Origin of the sequence: Kitasatospora sp. NPDC127035 (assembly GCF_042726075.1) — a bacterium.
Taxonomy (GTDB): Bacteria; Actinomycetota; Actinomycetes; order Streptomycetales; family Streptomycetaceae; genus Kitasatospora.
Map to the genome: position 1 here is coordinate 1 of NZ_JBHXDN010000096.1, position 18,827 is coordinate 18,827.

At 71.6% G+C, this 18,827-nt stretch carries 16 protein-coding genes; 8 read left to right on the top strand and 8 right to left on the bottom strand.

Annotated elements, in window-relative coordinates; all coding sequences use genetic code 11:
* Positions 1-91: 91 nt before the first annotated feature.
* From ACFWIC_RS37825 to ACFWIC_RS37835, 3 genes are all read left to right on the top strand, one after another.
* On the top strand, positions 92-1,465 hold the full coding sequence (locus tag ACFWIC_RS37825) for an NAD(P)/FAD-dependent oxidoreductase (protein WP_380521527.1): 1,374 nt from the start codon (positions 92-94) through the stop codon (positions 1,463-1,465).
* A 152-nt stretch (positions 1,466-1,617) separates the two neighbouring features.
* Positions 1,618-2,748, top strand: coding sequence for an FAD-dependent oxidoreductase (locus ACFWIC_RS37830; protein ID WP_380521529.1), 1,131 nt, complete (start codon positions 1,618-1,620; stop codon positions 2,746-2,748).
* 894 nt (positions 2,749-3,642) lie between these two features.
* Entirely contained in the window at positions 3,643-3,924 is a 282-nt protein-coding gene (locus tag ACFWIC_RS37835; RefSeq protein ID WP_329879503.1) for a MerR family transcriptional regulator, read from the top strand.
* 133 nt (positions 3,925-4,057) lie between these two features.
* Here ACFWIC_RS37835 and ACFWIC_RS37840 read toward each other — a convergent pair whose 3' ends face one another.
* The 5 genes from ACFWIC_RS37840 to ACFWIC_RS37860 all read right to left on the bottom strand — a co-directional run bounded on the left by ACFWIC_RS37840 (position 4,058) and on the right by ACFWIC_RS37860 (position 9,653).
* A complete protein-coding gene (locus tag ACFWIC_RS37840) occupies positions 4,058-4,888 on the bottom strand; it encodes an aminoglycoside adenylyltransferase domain-containing protein (protein ID WP_380361702.1) in 831 nt (276 codons plus the stop codon).
* 197 nt (positions 4,889-5,085) lie between these two features.
* On the bottom strand, positions 5,086-5,610 hold the full coding sequence (locus ACFWIC_RS37845; RefSeq protein WP_329879492.1) for a GNAT family N-acetyltransferase: 525 nt from the start codon (positions 5,608-5,610) through the stop codon (positions 5,086-5,088).
* 201 nt (positions 5,611-5,811) lie between these two features.
* Positions 5,812-7,050, bottom strand: coding sequence for a helix-turn-helix domain-containing protein (locus tag ACFWIC_RS37850; RefSeq protein ID WP_380361698.1), 1,239 nt, complete (start codon positions 7,048-7,050; stop codon positions 5,812-5,814).
* A gap of 690 nt (positions 7,051-7,740) precedes the next feature.
* Positions 7,741-8,307, bottom strand: a complete 567-nt coding sequence (locus tag ACFWIC_RS37855; protein ID WP_329880988.1) for a GNAT family N-acetyltransferase — start codon at positions 8,305-8,307, stop codon at positions 7,741-7,743.
* A 20-nt stretch (positions 8,308-8,327) separates the two neighbouring features.
* The gene (locus tag ACFWIC_RS37860) at positions 8,328-9,653 is read right to left on the bottom strand and encodes a helix-turn-helix transcriptional regulator (RefSeq protein ID WP_329880986.1); all 1,326 of its coding nucleotides are present in this window, start codon (positions 9,651-9,653) and stop codon (positions 8,328-8,330) included.
* A gap of 241 nt (positions 9,654-9,894) precedes the next feature.
* On the opposite strand from ACFWIC_RS37860, the gene ACFWIC_RS37865 reads away from it, so the two are divergent.
* The 5 genes from ACFWIC_RS37865 (at position 9,895) to ACFWIC_RS37885 (ending at position 15,331) form a co-directional block, all read left to right on the top strand.
* Complete coding sequence (locus tag ACFWIC_RS37865) at positions 9,895-10,497, top strand: ATP-binding protein (protein WP_380521532.1); 603 nt, start codon at positions 9,895-9,897, stop codon at positions 10,495-10,497.
* 242 nt (positions 10,498-10,739) lie between these two features.
* Positions 10,740-11,939, top strand: a complete 1,200-nt coding sequence (locus ACFWIC_RS37870) for a hypothetical protein (RefSeq protein ID WP_380521534.1) — start codon at positions 10,740-10,742, stop codon at positions 11,937-11,939.
* A 77-nt stretch (positions 11,940-12,016) separates the two neighbouring features.
* The gene (locus tag ACFWIC_RS37875; protein WP_380521536.1) at positions 12,017-13,267 is read left to right on the top strand and encodes a hypothetical protein; all 1,251 of its coding nucleotides are present in this window, start codon (positions 12,017-12,019) and stop codon (positions 13,265-13,267) included.
* Between the two features lie 1,237 nt (positions 13,268-14,504).
* Positions 14,505-14,609: a CGNR zinc finger domain-containing protein gene (locus tag ACFWIC_RS37880; RefSeq protein ID WP_380521548.1), complete on the top strand. Its 105-nt coding sequence runs from the start codon at positions 14,505-14,507 to the stop codon at positions 14,607-14,609.
* 299 nt (positions 14,610-14,908) lie between these two features.
* Complete coding sequence (locus tag ACFWIC_RS37885) at positions 14,909-15,331, top strand: ATP-binding protein (RefSeq protein WP_329881381.1); 423 nt, start codon at positions 14,909-14,911, stop codon at positions 15,329-15,331.
* Between the two features lie 446 nt (positions 15,332-15,777).
* Here the strand turns inward: ACFWIC_RS37885 and ACFWIC_RS37890 are convergent, their stop codons facing one another.
* The 3 genes from ACFWIC_RS37890 to ACFWIC_RS37900 form a co-directional block, all read right to left on the bottom strand.
* A complete protein-coding gene (locus ACFWIC_RS37890) occupies positions 15,778-16,095 on the bottom strand; it encodes a hypothetical protein (protein WP_329881382.1) in 318 nt (105 codons plus the stop codon).
* A 254-nt stretch (positions 16,096-16,349) separates the two neighbouring features.
* Positions 16,350-17,690: an NAD(P)/FAD-dependent oxidoreductase gene (locus tag ACFWIC_RS37895; protein ID WP_380521538.1), complete on the bottom strand. Its 1,341-nt coding sequence runs from the start codon at positions 17,688-17,690 to the stop codon at positions 16,350-16,352.
* A 146-nt stretch (positions 17,691-17,836) separates the two neighbouring features.
* The gene (locus ACFWIC_RS37900; RefSeq protein ID WP_329881384.1) at positions 17,837-18,826 is read right to left on the bottom strand and encodes a spirocyclase AveC family protein; all 990 of its coding nucleotides are present in this window, start codon (positions 18,824-18,826) and stop codon (positions 17,837-17,839) included.
* Between the last annotated feature and the right edge of the window lies 1 nt (position 18,827).

Sequence of the window (18,827 nt, forward strand, 5' to 3'; positions counted from 1 at the left end):
GCTCTCCGGGCCGCGGGGGAGGGTGCCGGTCGTCGAACGGAGATCATCAAGCAGTAAGATCGTTTCGCAACACGACGCGAAGGGAAGCTCTGTGGCGCGGGTTGCGGTGATCGGTGGAGGCATCGGCGGGCTGGGGACGGCGCTGATGCTGGGGCGGCGGGGCCATGCGGTCACCGTGTTCGAGCAGGACGCGCGGCAGGCCGGAGAGGATCTGGACCGCGACTTCTTCCACTGGGCCAGGCCCCGCATACCGCAGGCCGTCCAGCCCCACTCGCTCCTCGCGCCCGTCCGCGCCGTGCTGCGTACCGAGGCCCCCGACGTCTACGCGGACCTGCTGGCGCGCGGGGCCCGGGAGTACCACGAGTTCGACTGGTTCGGCGAGCATCCGCCGCATCGCGACGGCGACGAGGACCTGGTGACCCTGCGCGCCCGGCGCATCGTGCTGGAGGCCGCCCTGACCGCGGCCGTGCAGCGGGAACGCACCGTCGACGTGCGGCGGGGCTGCCGGGTGAGCGCCCTCACCGTCGAGGAGGGCCGCCCAGCCCGGGTCACCGGCGTGCGGGTGGGCGCGGAAGCGCACGGGGCCGACCTCGTCGTCGACGCGTCCGGCCGTCGCTCGCCGGTGCCCGCCTGGCTGGTCGAGGCCGGCTGCCGTCCGCCCGTGGTCGACAGCCACCGCACCGGGATCGCCTACCTGTGCCGCTGGTACCGCCTGCGGGCGGACGGCCCGCGCCACCCCGGGCGGGTGGCCAACGGTTCGGCCGCACCGTTCGCGCTCGCCGGTGTCTTCCCGTCCGACAACGACACCTTCGCGGTGAACCTGGTGCTCTCCACGGGCGATCCGACCCGCGGCGCGCTCACCGACCCCGCCGTGTTCGAGGCCGCCGCCCGCCGCTTCCCCGCCACCGCCGCCTGGCTCGACCTGGACCCCGAACCGCAGTCGGCCGTCCTGGCGATGGCCGGCCTGGACAACCGCTGGACGTCCCTCAGCGACGACGACGGACCCGTCGTCACCGGTCTGGTCAACGCCGGGGACAGCCTCGTCCACACCAACCCCACCCTGGGCCACGGTGCGGCCCTCTGCCTGCGCGCCGCCCAGTACCTCGCCACCCATGTCGACCGGATCGCCGAGGACCCCGCCGACTACCACGCCTGGACGAGGCAGGTCCTGCGCCCGTGGTTCGACGACCAGGTGGCGGCCGACCGCGTCAACGAGCAACGCCTCGCCGAGAACGCGCCGCCCCCGGACCGGCGGGCCGCCGCGGTGGCCGCCTGCGCCTTCGACGATCCCGTCGTCATGAGGGCCCGGGCCCAGGTACGCCATCTCCTGCGACCGGCCGGCGACGCCTACGGCACCGACGAGGTGGACCGGCACGTCACCGCCTGGCTGGACGCGAACCCGGACTTCTCGCCGAAGCACGACGGTCCGACCCGGCGCCAGTGGGACGCGGTCGTCGCGGGCTGAGGGCGTCCTGGCGGGTGCGCGGTGACGGTCGGATGACGGAGGGCTGTCGGTCGGGTGTGGGCCGGCTGCCGGTCGCCTGAGGGCGAGGTCTGCGAAGTTTCCGGAGACGGCCGCCGGAAGCCACCGGGCGGCTCGAACCCGAGGAGCCAATCATGGACACCCACGTCACGATCATCGGCGCCGGACTCGGCGGACTCACGCTCGCCCGCGTCCTGCACGTTCACGGCATCCCGGCCACGGTCTACGAGGCCGAGGTCTCCCCGACGGCGCGCACGCAGGGCGGGATGCTCGACATCCACGACTACAACGGGCAGCTCGCCCTCGACGCCGCCGGCCTGATGGACGAGTTCCGCGCCGTCGTCCTGGAGGGCCGCCAGGCGATGCGGATCCTCGACCGGGACGGCGCCGTCCTGCTCGACAAGGCCGACGACGGCACGGGCGGACGCCCCGAGGTGCAGCGCGCCGACCTGCGGCAGGTCCTGCTCGACTCGCTGCCCGACGGCACCGTCCGGTGGGGGCACAAGGTCACCGCCGCCCGTGCTCTCGGCGAGGGCCGCCACGAGGTGGCGTTCGGTGACGGCAGCACGATCGTCACGAGCCTGCTGGTCGGCGCGGACGGCGCGTGGTCGCGGGTGCGGCCACTGCTCTCCGACGTCACGCCCGAGTACACGGGCACGTCGTTCGTGGAGACCTACCTGTTCGACGCGGAGACCCGGCATCCGGCCGCGGCGCGAGCGGTCGGCGGCGGGTCGATGATGGCACCCTCGCCGGGCGCGGAGATCTTCGCCCACCGGGAGAGCGGCGAAACCCTGCACACCTACGTGAACTTGACGAGGAGTCAGGAATGGTTCAAGGAGGTTGACTTCACCGATCCGGCCGCAGCCGCCGCGCGGATCGCGGGGGAGTTCGACGGGTGGGCGCCGGAGCTCACGGCCCTGATCACCGACGGGGACACCGCGCCGGTCCTGCGTCCCCTCTACGCCCTGCCCGTCGGGCACGAATGGGACCGGGTGCTGGGGGTGACCCTGATCGGGGACGCCGCGCACCTGGTGGCCCCGAACGGCGAAGGCGCCAACCTGGCGATGCTCGACGGCGCCGAGCTCGGCAAGGCCCTCGCCGCGCACCCCGGCGACGTCGAGGCCGCGCTCACCGAGTACGAGCGCGCCATGTTCCCGCGCAGCGCCGAGTTCGCCGAATTCGTGTACCTCGACCCCGACGGGATCGACTTCGGCGACAAGGCGGCCCCCGGCCCGGCCGGCACGATCGCGGGGGAGGGCCACTGAGTCGGGAGCCGGCAGCGGAGGTGGTCGGCGCCCGGGTGGGCGCCGACCCGGCCCGGCGGTACCTGTCTCCCCGGCTCCGAAAAATCTGAGCGCGCCGCAGTAGACATTGCCTGGGGGCGGGTCTAGCGTTTCTCTCGTAGGCAGCAGTCGGCGGTACCGGCCGGTTCAGTTCCGGCCGGGGTCGTCGAGCGCAAGTCCGCAGTGCGGTACGGCAGTGGAGCCCCGAAGCCAGGCAGGTGCAGGACGGTGACGGGACTGGCCGCCGGACCGGGTGGCCCGCAGGTGTCAGGGGCCGCCGAGTACGCGCAGTACGCGGTTCCGTAGGTGCAGTACCAGCAGTCACACAACGGACACGACCTCGGCAAAGGCGTCAGGACTGCGGGCGCGCGTGCCGAGGAGTCCGGGCAGTGGGGTTCCAAGCCACGAAGGCGCACGACGGGCGACGGGGCTGGCTGCCGGACCAGGTGGGCCCTCACGGCCACCGACCGGAAGATGCAGTTCAGAAGACGCAGTACCCCGCAGTAGCGCACTACCCGCAGTACCGCAGTACGGAAGCGACAGGTCAGTACCGAGGATGAAATGGAGGGCGCAAGCGCCATCAGGATCGCCCGGCCCGTGAACACTCGTCCGGGCGGACACCGCAGACCCCAAGGCAAGGACGGTGGTTTCCGGTCACGCATACGCGATCCCCGCGCATCCCCCCAGGGGCCGTGCGGAAGCAGAGGACCGGCCCAGGCCGGTAGATGGTGTTGTTTCCCCTTCGGGGCCCCGGAGCCGCCACGGCGCCGGGGCCCCTCGACGCGTTCTCCCGAGAACCAGAGAGGTGCAGTGACTACAACGACCGGCCCCGGCACGCCCGACAAACTCGACGACGACGACTACCCCGCCTACACCATGGGCCGCGCCGCCGAGATGACCGGCACCACGCCCGGATTCCTGCGCGCCCTGGGCGAGCACCGCCTCATCACCCCGCTCCGTTCCGACGGCGGCCACCGCCGCTACTCCCGCTACCAACTGCGCATCGCCATGCGTGCCCGCGACCTCGTCGACCAGGGCACCCCCGTCGAAGCCGCCTGTCGCATCGTCATCCTCGAAGACCAACTCGAAGAAGCCCTGCGCCTCAACGAACAGCTCCGCCGTTCCCAGCCCGGTCAGGAGCCCCCCGCGGGTAGTTGACCCACCGGCGCCCGGACTTCACGGCGCGGCCCGGCCGCCCGGCCGGCGTGACGCCCGTTCACCGGCGGCCGGGCGGCGCACGTCCCGCGCCCGGCCGCCCGGGGGCGCCGGGCGGGGAACGGCGGGCTCGGTGTCAGGGCGAGTCGCCGGTCGGGGCGATGACCGGGGTGGGGGCCGGGGTGGCCGTCGCCTCAAGTCGTTCGCGGACCCAGGTCAGGAAGGCCCGCACGTCGGCCGCGGGCAGCGTGGCCGTGGCCGGACGGGGCTGTTCGAAGCTGCGCAGCGCGCTCTCGATCAGCGGCCGGAAGCCGGGCTCGGCGGCGGCTGTCGTGCGGGCCGCCTCCCGCTTGGCCTTCCACCGGCCGGTGCGGCGGTACACCAGCGCGCGGCAGCCGTTGAGCACCCGGTTGTCCGCGAGGTGGCCCTCGCCGTCGGCGTGTTCGCGCACGCAGGCGCGCAGGGCGGCGGACACGTCGGCCGGGTCGGGTTCCGCGATCACCTGGCACGCCGCCTCGCCCCACAGGGTGATTCCGGCCCGGTGGGCGATCGAGCGGTCGATGACGAACCAGAACGCGGGTGCGCCGGAGGTGTCGTGATCGGCCCGGTCCGGTAGCAGCGGGCCGGTGTTGAGGTTCAACAGAAACCCGGGAGCGCCCGAGGGATGGGCGGCGAAGTCCGCCCCGTACACCACCAGTTCGAGTCCGGCCGCCGGGCAGGGCAGCCGGGGGTGGGCGAGCTCCCCGGCCAGCTCGCGCAGGGTCGGCGCCGGCAGGTCCGGCTCGACGACGACCACCACGTCCACGTCGCTGCGGCCGTGCCGGTAGTCCCCGAGCGCCACCGACCCGACCACGAGCACGCTCACCAGGTGCGGCCCGCACACGGACCGGGTGCGGCGGACGAGTTCCGCCAGGTAGGTGCGCAGTTCGGCGGGGATCGACCGCCGGTCCTCGGCATCGTGGGTCATGGGCCCAGTCTGCCCGGACGAGCCGTCACCCGGGGGACCGGCTGCGCCGTTTTGCCAGTAATCCACTGTGTCTGGTACTCAACGCAAAACTCGGTGAACGTTCTGACGAAGGGCGACCCGAATTCCACCAGTACCCAAATTCCCTCTGACGTTCGTCCAGCCGGAGGCGCCTCCCCTGATTTCGGCCCTGTGGGGGACTACGTGAGTACGGCCAGTTCCTGCAGCATGACGGCGTACAACGGCGCATCCTCGAAGGGGCGGTGCTCGCCGACCTTGGCGTACCCCCAGCTCTCGTACATCGCTTGGACCCGGGGGTGGGTGGTGTCGACGTAGAGCACCGCGAGGGCCTCGGAGCGTTCGGCGACGAGGGCGGCGTGGACGGCTTGGGCGATTCCTTGTTTCCGCCATGACGGGCGCACCATCACCTCGGAGACCGCGAACGTTCGGGCCGGATCGGGTGCCGGGTCGAGATGAGGGCGCCACCACTCGGAGCCGTCTGTCAGCGGTGCGCCGTAGGCGAAGCCGACCGGAGTGTCGCCTTCGTATGCGACGACGCAGGAGTACCCGGACCGCGTGGTCCAGTGATCGACGAACCAGCCGAATCGTTGAACGAAGGGATCGTCCGCCTGTTCCCGATAGGCATCGGAGTGGACCTCAAGCAGTACCTGGCGGTGTTCCTCAGGCAGGTTGTCGCCGTGGAAGTGGCGGAGGTCTATGGTCATCGCGAGCCTTCCGGGGTGCGAAGGTAGTCGGTCCACTCTCGCGTAACTGGGGAGTCTGGCGCCAGGGTGATGAGTTCTCGGTGGCGTTGATGTCGATCCCGCCATCATGTTCGATCGTCAACCCGGCAGGGTAGGCTCCCGGGTCTGCCACCGTGGCCAGCGCGGCGACGGCGTTGCTGCCAGGCGAACAGCGCCGCCAACTCAGAATCCAGTCGGGATGCCTACTGTCTCCGCGAGCTCCAAGGTCTCCTCGCGCATTGACCGTGGAGCCCGACGCCAGAGTTCGGCAGCCACCGTACGGGCCTGAGGGGTGAACTGGACAGTCTCCCGGGAAACCTTCAACGCCCTACCCATGACGTGCAGCGCAGCAGTGCGATCTCCCCTGTCCAGGTGTGCACGAGCAGCATCGACCCACAGCCGAGTACGTCGCTCGGTCGAAGGAATCGCATGGGGATCGATTGCGTCCGTCAGGTTCAACGCCTTGCCCGAGCTGCGTAGTTCGGTATTGATGCTGATGGCGTGCAGGTCCGTGTTGGCCCGTCCGAACACGGTGGAGAGCTCCGCGTACCCAGCCGGCAGCGACTTCGCGACCTGGTCGGCCGTGTCCCAGAGTCGCCACGCCTGCCCCTCGCGACCATCTTTGGCCTCGGTGATCGAGGCGTGGAGGTGCAGGGCACCGTAGAGTCCCCGCCAGTGCAGCGGCGCCTCGGGCAGGTGCGGGCGCAGGCGTTCGATGGCCGTGGTGGTCAGCATCATTGCGCCCTCATGCTCACCGACCGCCCGGAGCGTGTTGGCCAGGTTCCACGCGGCCGCGCCCATGGCTGCGGGGTCGTCGGCATCGGCTGCTGCCGCCATGGCCCGATCGCCCAGCATCCACACGGCCTCGGCCGGCCCGATGTAGGCGATCACCTGCTGTGCAAGGCGGTACGAAGCAGCGAGCGCGCTGAGAACGCGCCGACGTTCCTCGCCTGCGCTGTGGGCCGCGAGCGCCTCACCCAAACGGATGAGGTCAGGAACGATCAGACCGACATCGGTCCGGTTGTTCGCTGCCCGGTGCCAGAGCTTCCACCCGGCATCCACATCGGCGCCGTAGCTTCTCGCGGTCGCGCCTTCCGGAATCTGTGCCGGCCCGCAGGTCCCGCGTTCCAGCAGGACCGCCCACACGGCTGCCGACGCCGGGTGGTACAGCCGTCCGGTACTGATCGGCTGGGGTGAGGATGCGGGCCCGGTGAGAACCGAGAGGTCGTCGATGCGCAGCGACAACGCGATCCTCTGCAGCGCGGCATGGGAATTGAGGGGGCGCTGGTTCTGTTCGATCTTCTTCAACCAGGCGGTACTCCGGCCGACCAGACCGGCGAGGACGGCTTGGGTCATGCCGCGGCGCTCGCGCTGAAACTTGATGCGCTCGCCTACGGTCAGTTCGTCGGATTGCTCGGACATACGCCTCTCCCTGGCTGCTTGCGGCCTCCGGGACGCTGACCGATCCCGTGGCCCCACAACACACCGTAGAGCGGGCAGAACCTGCTGCACAGACGTTCACCCGGACGTGGTGGGGGGCAGCCAGGCGAGGGGGCGGGTTGGGTCCTCTCACGTGATGCCGTCACTGTGCGGTCCTCTTATGTCACCCTCCACAGTGCATGCCTCCCCGCGTCGGGGCGGCGAGATCAGCTACGACCCGCTGAGTGGTGAGATCCGGATACCGCTGGACCTGGCCCGGCCCCGGCGTCCCTCGGCGACGCGATACTCGTACGCCCCCGGCGCCCGAGCCTGCGCCGCCCCACTCCGGCCGCGTAGCACCTACCGACTCCCGGGGTGTGCAGCCTCCCACGGTGCTGCACACCCCGGGCTCCAACCCCCTCCCCGGACGCCCTTCGGGAAGGGGACGCGGAAGAGCAGCGAGGCCCCTCACCGATCACGCCTGAGCTCACCGCGCGGACCGCGCCCGGAACGCCTCCCCGGGAACTCAGCATCCACTCGGCCTCGGCCCCATCAGAACGTCGACGCCGGTGACGGTCTCGCAGGCCCGCCCGATCTCGTCCTGATCGAGTTGAGCCAGAGCAAAACGAGCAGTGGCCAGCGCCCAGCTTTGCCGTTTCGATCGTCATCCCGGGAGAGTAGCTCCAGGGCCTGTCACCGCAGCAACGCGGTGACAGGCAGGACCATGGCGTTGTACACCGGGGAGTCCGGAGCGTGCTTGATCTGCCCGATGATCTTGTACCCCCAACGCAGGTACGCGTCGTGCGCCGGCTGGTTGGTAGGGATGCACGTCAACGTCGTCCACTGCTGCCCCCGACCGATCACAGCCTCGTCGTGAAGCCGCCGACCAACACCCTTGTTGGTGTGGATCGGCAGCACCATCAACTCGCGCAACCAGAAGACGTCCCCGGCCTGCGAAGCCTTCAGGACGTCGTCCGGCCGCTGCTCGCCGACGGACAGCCACCAGGTGCGGTCCTCGGGCAGGGTGACACCGTGCAGGTACCCGATCAGCACGCCGCCGTCCCGGGCCGTGACACACTCGAACCCTGGCATCTCCATGGCACCGAGCAACCGTTCCTGAAAGGCCTCCGGCGTGAAGAACGGATCCCCCTGGTAGGGCGGCACGTCATAGACCTGGGCGTACACCGCGATCAGATCCGGAAGCAGCTTGGCGGTGCCGGCTGCGGTGTGCCGTTCAAGGTGAAGGTCGGTCAGTGACACGGGGGCTCCTCGCTGGTTGGTCAGGCCGCACAGGCGGTGATGCGTTCCACCGTCTCACGGGCCCGCGGCTCGTCCTCGTAGGACCGCAGACCACCGGCGACAGCGAGCAGGACCCGTTTGTTCCGGGCGGATGCCATGCCGTTGCCGATCATCCGAACGGATTGGTCGGCCGCCTCAACGGAGTGATCCAGATCGCCGGCTGACAGGGCGGCGCTCGACAGCCGAACCAGGCACATACCGCGGTTGCGGTCGTGCGCGGTGTCCTGCATCTGAGCGGAACGGTCCAGCAGGCCAACGGCCGGTCCGTGTTGGCCAAGGTCGCTGCGGCACATCCCCTCAAGGCACGTCAGTTCTGCCTCGTTCAGGAAGAGCGTCCACTGCGGGTCCCGATCCGTGGAGCCTTTCTCGAACGCCCGCCAAGCCCGCGTGATTGCCTCGTTGGCGCTGGCGACGTCTCCGAGGCGGGCATACCCCTGAGCTTCGCGGACAGCCAGCAGGGAGTGCACCCGGGCCGGCGCCCACCGTCCCGCGTGGCGGGCAGCGAGCTGGGCATATCGAACGGCGTCCCGTGCCTTCCCGCCAAGGTCAACGGCCTGACGGGACATGTTCGCCAGCGTCCGTACCGTGAGGGCGTCATCACCGGACAGCAAAGCCGTGTTGAGGGCCTGCGACCAGAACACTGACGCCCGTTCCTGGAGCTCGGCGTCGTAGCAGTACCAGCCCAGCGACGTGGTGAGGGAGCCGGCAATGCCGTGCAATTCCGCACCGATCTGGTCGGTGTACTGGGCCCGGTCCAGCAGGTCGTGCACCACATGAAGCGTGTGCTGAGCTGAACGCCAGAGCAGGTTTCCACCAAAGCGCTGGTCAAGGGCATCGAGGTTGCCGAGCGTCTCTCGCAGTTCCTCGACCTGGTCGTCACCGACCCGGACAGTTCCAGCAGGACTGGCGGCAGCAGAGGAGGCCAGCCACGGCAGCCGACTGAGGACGGCGGCCGTGCCGGCGGCAGACAGAAGGTCTCGTCGGTTCACAGGCGGGATGATGGCTCCTTCACTGGGTCGCGCGCCAGAGGCCGTTGGCCGGAATTCGACCGGAAGAGCGAATCCAAGCTCGTCGTACGCCATGCCGAAGGTCTCGCAGAGCGCTCGCAGCGCATCCGGCCGGGGCAGCGGCGGATCGGCCTGTTCCCACCGTCGCCACGATCGCTCCGATACCTCGAAGGAGTCCCGGCCGATCAGCCGCTTCCCGGTTTCAGATACCTCGCGGACTGCTCGCTCTTGCGTCCACCGGCGTTGCCTGCGCGCTTCGTACAGGCGGTCATTGCGCCCTCGCCGTACGGGGGTACTCATGGCGCGTTCTTACGCATTGTCACCTTCCAAACATAGAACGTGAATCGGCCGACTGGCCGCCACTCTGACCGAATTGGGCGCAACCGGCCACTCAGTGGCCGGTCGAGTGGCCTTCTCCCCGTTGGGGCCCGCTGCTGAGATGGGGGCCCTGCTACGGAACGGCTTCCGGCATCGTCACGTGTTTCGTTCCGTAGCAGGGCCCCAGCACCTCCAATCGGTAACGTCGCCACCGGAGGAAGTCATGCACCAGCCCAACCCTCCCCGGTTGGCCAACCCCGCCAGCCGAGTCCGCGTTCTGCCTGCTGTGCTCAGCAGCGCCCGTACAGCCCGGCAGGCCACTGCTCAGGCGGTCAACGAACTCGGCCTGGTCCTCGACGAGGACCAACTGGACGACGTCAAGCTGCTTACCTCCGAGCTGGTCAGCAATGCCGTCAACCACGGCAGCTCCGACGGTGGTGAGTTGCGCGTTGTCTGGACGGCCGTTCCCGGCGCGTTGAAGGTCGCCGTGACCGACCGGAGCAGCACCCCGCCCCGCCTCCGGGCGGCCACCGAGGACGACGAGAGCGGCCGCGGCCTCGCCCTCGTCCGTACCTTGGCCGACCGCTTCGGCTGGCACTCCGAACCCGGCGGCGGCAAGACCGTGTGGTTCACGCTGGTGCTGAACCAGACCGCCGTCAGCCGGCCGCTGACCACCGGGGTGCCCTTGCCCACCGCCGCGGTGACGACCGCCGTTCTGCGGGCCCACGGCATGATCGGCCAGGCCCGGCCCCGGCCGTCCCTCGGCGACGCGATACCCGTACGGCCCCGGCACCCGAGCTCGCGCCGCCCCACTCCGGCCGCGTAGCACCTACCGACTCCCGGGGTGTGCAGCCTCCCACGGTGCTGCACGCCCTGGGCTCCGACCCCCTCCCCGGACGCCCTCCGGGAAGGGGACGCGGAAGAGCAGCGGGTCCCCCCACCGATCACGCCTGAGCTCACCGCGCGGACCGCGCCCGGAACGCCTCCCCGGGAACGCGGCCCGGACCGCGCCGGCCTCGCTGTCCGGCGCCGGCACCGGCCCGTGGAACACCAGGGCCGATGCCGCTGGTGGGACCCCTCTCGTGCGGGGGTCCCACCAGCACTCCCAGCGTCCACGACCACGAACGGCTCACCGTGACCATCGGCATCCAGCCCCGCAACGGCATCCCGCACTCACCGTCCGTCTTCGGCACCCCGTGTCCCAGGTGCAACGACCACCTGATCCTTGACCGGACCGGCCAGCAGACGCTGGAGATGATCGCCGGCGGCATGGCCGACGACGAGATCACCGAACGGAACGGCTGGAGCCCGGGGCAAGTGCAGTGGCACGTCCGCGGCATCCTCGAACGCCTGGAATCCCGTAGCCGGGTCCAGGCTGTCGACATCGGATACCGTGCCGGGCTGCTCCCGCCCCTGTCGAATCCGCCCAGCCTGAACCGACCGCTGGACCCGCTGGAGTTCTACGCGTTCGTCTCCTCCACCCGAGGCAACCCCCGGCGCGTCACGACGCGGCTGCTCGGCGTCGGTACCGAGGCCGTCAAGTCCGCCCTTCAGAGGGTCCACAAGCGGCTCGGGCTGACCGACGGCAAACGCTACGGCCCACGCGCCGTCTACCTCCTCCACAGCGCGAAGCTGCTGCCCGACTCCCATCCGTGTCTGTGCCAGCCCCTCGAACCACTTCCCTCGCCTGGCGAACTCGCACGCCTCAGGCGGGAGTTCGACGCAGCGCTGATAGGTGGGCAGGGCACACCCTGTCCCCGGTGCGGTGTTCAGGTGAAGCTCAACATGACCGACTACCGGGCCCTCGTCCTGATGGCCCGGGGTCTGAGGAATCCCGAGATCGCCGAGATCCTCAAGACGGGCAGTCGCTTCGTCGCGTTCCGCATCAAGAGGCTCCGAAAGGTACTGGAAGTCGCCGCCCGCCGCCCGATCAACAGGGCCGGGGCCGTCGACTTCGGTTGGCGAGCAGGGATCCTGCCCGTGCCGGCCAACCTGCCCGCACCCCCGCCGGTGATCGAGGACCGCGCTCTGACGGCCATGCGGTTGATCGCCCAGGGCTCCACCACGCTCCAGGCCGCAGAAGCCATCGGGGTCGTTCAGGAGACCGTTGCGAGGGCGCTGCGGCGCACCTACGAACAGGTCGGAGTCACCGGCTTCTGTCAGTCGGTCGAGGCCGTCTACCGGCTCCACGGCCTGGGCGTACTGCCCGACGGACACCCCTGCGGCTGCACGCCTTCGCCCGGCGCTGCCCCGACCGCGGCGACCTGATGACGCCCCCCACCGCGGGCGCCTGCCGTCCCGGTCCCACCCGCCGCTCCCACCCGAGCCCCACCAAGGAGGTCCCGGTGCTCCTGCCCCCGTCCCTCAGCGCCCTGCTCGGCCCGTTCACCCCGGCCGCCGTCCCCGACACGGCTGACCTCCTGGACGCCACCTGGCAGGTCGACGCGGCAATCGACCACGTCCTCAAGCTCCTCGACCCCGACCCGGCCGGCCTCGCCGACGGCTCCTTCACCGGACCGTCCGGCACCACGCTCATGCTCGCCGCCCCCGACCGCCACACCCCCGGCCTCTACCTCCGGCTCCCGGACGGCGGCACCACCCCCACGACGACGGCCCCGGTCGCCACCGTCACCCTGCCCCTGGCCGGTACCCTCCACCTCGCCGCCTACCGTCACCGCGTCGACGCCGTTCGCGGACGACCGCAGTACCTGCGCACGCTCGACCCCGGCCAACTCGCCGTCATCCACACCGGCGCCACCACGTCCCTGACCGGCAGCGCCGACAGTGCACAGCTCATCGTCGCGCACCAGCCGCCGGCACACCGCGGATCCCTGCCGCTCACGGTGGCCGACTGCCGGCGGGCCGGCGAGCACGCCCGGGCCTGCCTCACGACACCACCCGAACAACACGACTCGTACTTCCGCACCCAAGGGCACTGGCTCGGCGACATCCCCGCCCTGCACCCCACCGACCTGGACAGGTTCCACCACCAGAGCGCCCCCGCGCTCACCCGGCTGGCAGCCGACCGGCCCCTGATGAACCGGCTCGTCGAAACCCTCCGCTTCGACCCGGAGCGGTTCGAAGCCAGCCGCACCACCCCCCTGACGGACCGCCTGGTCCTCCACGCCGCCGAACAGCGCGGCTTCGAGATCCGGCTGAACACCTCGTTCCGCCCGGACAACCAGCGCGTACCGCACGACCACGCCCACCCGCTCACCACACGCGTCCTGACCGGCGGGTACGTGCAGCACGTCTACCGCCGCACCGACCGGGGAACCGGCCCCTTCACCTCCCGGGACCTGGCCCCCGCCGTCACCACCACCGAGCTGCCCGGCAGCACCTACAGCCTCGCTCCCGCCCTGGTCCACCAGGCGGTGATGCTGCCCGGCAGCACCACGCTGCAGCTGCGCGGTCCCCGCACCCGCACCGCGACCGCCGCGAGCGACCTCGTCCTGTCGCCGATCCACCGGCCGGCCCCCGACGACGGCGAACCCCTCCTGCACTCCCGCCCTCTCACGGACGCCGAGCACGAGACCCTGCGCGAACACCTGGTAGGTCAGGGCCTGCTGTCTGGTCGGCCTCGCGCTCACCTCTGACCAGGCCGAGGAGGGCCGGCAGACGCTCGCGGCCCTCCCTGGCGAGCACCGCCGGCAGATCGTCCGAGGTGCTCATGCCGCCGGGCCGCATCTCGATACCCGTGGCAGGTACCACGGCACGGCCGGGGCCGGCGGGCCGAACCCGACCCGGAAGACGGCGTCGTGGATGTCATCAGACTCAGCGACGGCGCCCACCGAAGCCGGCGCCGCGATCACCCACACCAGTTTGCCGGCCTCGGCAGGCCTTGGGTGGCGTGCGTGGTGTGGGCCGTACTGAGGGTCGGGTCGGTGGTCGGCGGCGCAGGTGCGGGGGGCTGGTTCGCGGGCGTGTGGGGCGCCGCGCGGTGGGCTTCGACGTGCTCGTGCGTCCTGTGCTGGTCCTGGCTGCCCATGAGGGTCCGTTCTGTGCGGTGGTTGATCGTCGAGAGGGATGGAGTTCCCACTTCCGGGGCACTCATGCGGCCGGTCACCCGCATGGCCGTAGAGCGCCATGCGTCGGGGGCGCGTGACCCCTACGGACACGCCCCCGAACCACGTGGCTCGTAGCGGGCGACGTCGTGGCGCGCCTCTCCCGCCCCGGCACGTCCGGCCCCCGGGTGCGGAGGAAGTGTCCGGGCAGGTCAGCGATCGGTCGGAACGGGTCCGGGTAGCCCGTTCGGGTGGCGGTGAGGTTCGGCGGGTCGACGGGGCGGGCAGATCCCTCGACATGACGACATCTTCGACGAGGCGCCCGCGCCGCCGCCCGGCCGCCCGCGCCGTCCCCTCCACCGCTGCGCCCGCCCGCGTCCACGTGCCGCAGGCCTCGGCCCGGCCACGCGGAGCGGGCGGGTGCTGCCGGACGTGGTCCAGCGAGCACCTCGTGCGGGGCGGGGCGGTCGTGCGCACGACCTGGCACGAGCCCGCCTGCGCGACCTCGGATCGGGCGTGACCGCTCCGGCCCTTGGGACACCCGGTTCGGGCCCGGCGGCACGGTGGTGCGCCGCGACCTCCACCTCGGCCGGGAGTGGTCCGCCCGGCCTGTCGGGCGCTCGCCGACACCGGCACCGCGCTGCGCCCCGCCTCCTGGCCGGGCATCCGCTCCCTCGCCCCCTCTACCTGTGCCACTGCCCTGCGCACCGGTGACGACGCCGATCGGGCGGAACCGTAGGTCCGCCGCCGGGCACTGACCGCCCTCGCCTCCACCGGGACCGAACTCACCCGGCCGAACTCACCCGGACCGGGGAGGCGGTACGGGCCGATCACGCCTGCGAACCGCGGCGGCCGGTGGTGCTCCGTGCGCGTATGCGGCAACCGCACCAAGGCCCGACCGGCCCCGGCCCCTGCCCCCGCACCCGGAACGTGACCGGACGCCGGTCCGGGGCCGGTCGGGCGGCCGACCCGTCCGCCGCCCCTCCGGGCGGCTTCGGCACGGGAGCGGCCACAGCCGCGTGGTGAAGGCCGCCGGTCGCGCCGGCCCTGACGACGGCGACGGTGACGAGTCGGCGTCCATTCTCCGCCACGTTCGCGTGCGTCACGTCTCCCGTCCGTGCGGGCACTCGGCGGTCTGTCGGCCGGGCCTGCGTCCGACACCCGTCCGGGCGTGCTTCGGTGAAACGGGGGCAGCCGACCCCGCAAGGCAACCGAGGCAGAGGGAGCAGCACCATGAGCGGACAGGAGCCCGCGATGCGGGCGCTCGGCTGGGCCAGGGCACTGCCCGTCTCCGGAGGCGTGCGGGCGGGCCGGATCTGGGCCCGGCGGCACCTCGACGAACTGGGCTGGACGGAACGCGCCCCCGAGACGGCCGATGCCGTCGTCCTCACGATCTCCGAACTCATCACCAACTCCCACGTACACGCCCGCAGCGACGCGGAGCTGGTGCTGACGTGGGACGGCAGTTGCCTGTACGTCAGTGTCCACGACGCGTCCAGCCAGGAGCCGCGCCCGCGCGAGGCCGGGCAGGACGCCGTCTCGGGCCGCGGTATGGCCCTGATCGACGCCCTCGCCGACACGTGGCAGACCCGGCCCGACGAGCGCGGCAAGACGGTCACCGCCTGCTTCCACCCGCCCGGACAACCGGGGCACTGACCCCGGCCGCCGACCGGTGCTGCCCCTGAGCCGCCCCTTTGGACGGCGCTCTGCGGGCCGCGCGGGCCACTTCTCGAAAGGGAGTCGGATGAAGACGAGCAGACTGGTCGCCGGAGTGATGGCCGCGGCGACGACGGGGATCCTCACGGCGGCACTGCACGCCGTGGCGGTTCAGGCGCGGAACAGACTGGAGCGCATGCTTCTTGACCAGGCGGAAGGCTTACGGGCCCGGTCGGGCGTGCCGCTCCGGCCCGGCCGCCGCCGTCCTCGACGCGCGGGGGTCGGGCACCGCGCACCTGCGGGCGGGTTCGGCGGTCGGCCGGTCGGGTAGGGTCCGCCCGCCAGTACTCCCGGACCGCCCCGGGCCGGTCCGCGTCGCACGTACCCGGGGCGCACCCGGAGGGCACCAGGACGCGGCCCGCCTCGGGGCCGCGGACTCCGGTGCGTCACGCCATGGTGATTCCGGTCGTCACCGGATCTCCGAGCGGGGCTTCGTCGGCCGGCAGGCCGACCCTGCGGAGCGCATCCGCCGCCAGGTCCCGCGCCTCGGCCTCCGCCGCGCCGGAATCGGCGGCCTCGACCTCCAGCCGCAGGCTGAAGGCCGACGAGTCCGGGTAGAGGGTGAGGAGGTCCAGGTCCTCGGCCGCCCCCAGGTCCGTCTCGCGCGGATCGGACGCGCGCAGCGCACGGACCAGCTCCGCGCGGGTCTCGGGGGTCGGCTCGGTGAGGAAGGTGCCGGGAACGGTCACGACGTAGATGGTCATGCGACACGGATGCCCCGAAACGGCGGAGGAAACCCACCCTTCACACGCGGTGCCGCATTCGGCCCAAGACGCTCTGCCGGGCGCGCGACCTGCGGGGCGACCACGTTCTCACTGGTGCTGACCAACCTGGGCACCGTCACCGCCGGCCGCTCCACCGGCTCCAGATGCGCGTAGGCCGGCGCGGGGGGCCGACATCGGCGCGGCCACCGCGACCACCAGCAGGGCGACGGCCGCCCGGGTGCGAACCTTCGACCTCATCCGTGACCGGGCGCGCTGTGCGTCGGTGGGTGGGAGGCGCCGTGCCGGGCGGTGGCGGCGCTGAGTGCCACACGCGGTGTGAGGAGCACGGCGGGGTGGGCGGCCATGGTGAGGACTTCGAGGAAAGCGGCCTGGGCACGGCGGTCGTGAGTGCCGGCGGCGATGACCCGGTCGAGGTGGCGGGCGAGGAGTCGTCGGACCGGGGAGGGGGCTGGTCCTTCCGTGCCGCGAAAGGCGAAGTCCGCGGTGGTCGCGAGCATCCAGGGAGTGCTGTGGAGTGCGTCGAGGCGATGGTGGTACCGGCGGGCGAAGCCCGGTCGGACGCCCTGTCGGTCAAGGCTGGAGGCCAGCACGCGCGCGGAGAGCGCGGCGACGGTCATTCCCTGGGCGTAGACGGGGTTGAAACAGCAGCTCGAGTCGCCGATGGCGACCAGGTTGTCCGGCAGACCGCCGGCGCGCGCCAAGTGCCGTCGGCGGTTGGTGGTCGCGTTGGTGCATCTCACAGGGGTGAGGGGCTCGGCGTCGGTCAGGGCTTCGGCGATGGCCGGTGCTGGCAGCGATCGGGCGAAGGGTAGGAAGTCCTCCGCGGCGGGGGTGGGGCGGTCCCGACCGATTCCGTAGAGGGTGACGATCCAGCGGTCGCCCTCGACAGGGGCGATCGCACCGCCGCGGGTGGTGTGGGGGCCCATGGCCATGACGTAGCAACTGCGCCACAGCGCGGGCGGGCGGGGCAGGCGGAAGAGGCGGGTGGCATAGCCGGTGTGGGCGTTGACGACGGTTTCCGGCACGGGTGGACAGCCCAGACGGTCCAGCCACTGGGGGAGGTGGGAGCCGCGTCCGCCGGCGTCCACCACGAGATCGGCCGCCAGCTCCGAGACGGTGCCGGTGGTCAGGTCGCGGACACGGACGGCGCCCAGGTGCTGTGGGGAGCCGATGAGGCCGTCGGCCTGGGTGTGCTGGAGTAGGTGGACGCCTGGCACCGCGAGGACGCGCTGCCTGACGGTCGCCTCGATCAGCGGGCGGCTGGCGCCTACGGCGTGGAGGCCGGAATCGAACCGGACGCCCCACCCGTGTCGGGTGGCCAGCGCGAGGTCGCGGCCGACGTCGATGCGATGGCCGCCGCGGCCGCTCAGCTCGTCGGTGAAGTCGGGGAGCAGGGCGTCGATGGCGCGCAGGCCTCCGGTGAAGAGGGCGTGCACGTGCCTGTCCTGAGGGGTCCCCCTGCGGTTGGCGGGCGTGGCGGGCAGCCGATCGCGGTCGAGGACGACCACGTCCGGATAGTGGTCGGCGAGGACGCGGGCGGCGAGCAGGCCGGCGATGCCGGCGCCGACGATCACGGCGCGGCGTGAATCCGCGTGGTTCGGTGGTTCGGTGGTGCTCCGGACCGCCCTGAGACGCTCCCAGGGGCTTGGTGGCGAGAGTTCCGGGCCGGTGTCTGCCGAGCCGCGTTCCAACTGCACGGTTCCTCCAGGGTCTGCGGGGGTCAGGTGTGCCAGAGCCAGCCAGGAGTGTCGGGCGGGAGGGGACCGGGGCCCGAGGCGGTGGCGAGGAGCGGGATGAGAACCCAGTAGAGGGCCATGACCACGTTCATGAAGCCCACGCCGGCCAGGGCGCGCAGCCAGGCGTCGGCACGCCGGGTGAAGCGTTCGCCGCCTTGGAAGATGTGTACGGGACGGCCGCTGCGCTGGGCGCGCAGGAGCATGAACGTGGGCATGCTGGCCATGGTGACGGCGCCGATGGCGATGTTGACCAGCGGAAGCTGGTACCAGTGGCCGCCGAAGAGGGACAGGCTCCAGTTGGCGGTGGGCCAGGAGTATGCCCCGAGCAGGGTGATGAGGGTGCCCTCGATCACCAGATCGGTGACGAATCCCGTGATCAGGAGGACCGGGAGCAGGCGGATCATGCCCCAGTGGGGCTTGCGCCGCAGGACGGGGCGCAGCAGGAGTTGCTGTCCCCACGGCCAGACGACGAGGGCGGTGTACATCAGGATCTGCGCCGCGACGAGGGTTTCGATCTGCTGTCCGGGGTCGGGGCCGTGCCAGCCCGGAACGTACGGTGCCCAGCTGGTGATGTTCAGGGCGTATCGGTTGGCGGCGGCGTACTGGCGGTCCCAGCAGCTGAGGAATCCCAGCCAGAAGGTGAAGGTGCCGCCGATGACGAGGGCCGCGTTCCAGGAGACGTTGTGTTCCCTGCGGCTCTGTCGCAGGGCGACGATGACGCAGCAGACGACGATGAGGATCCCGGCGGCCTGCTCGGCCCAGACGAGGGCGGCGCGGTGGGCGGGGATAGCGAAGTCCTTCGGGGCGCTGTGGATGTCCCCGGCGGCGAGCCACCGCGCGAAGATCACGGCCTGGGCGAGGAGCGCGACGAATCCGCACCCGGCCCAGACCGCGACAGGGCTGCGCCAGCGGCGGGTGCCGGACCTCGGGGTGTGAGTGGTGGTGGGTGCCGCATCGGGGGGCCGGCTGGTCACG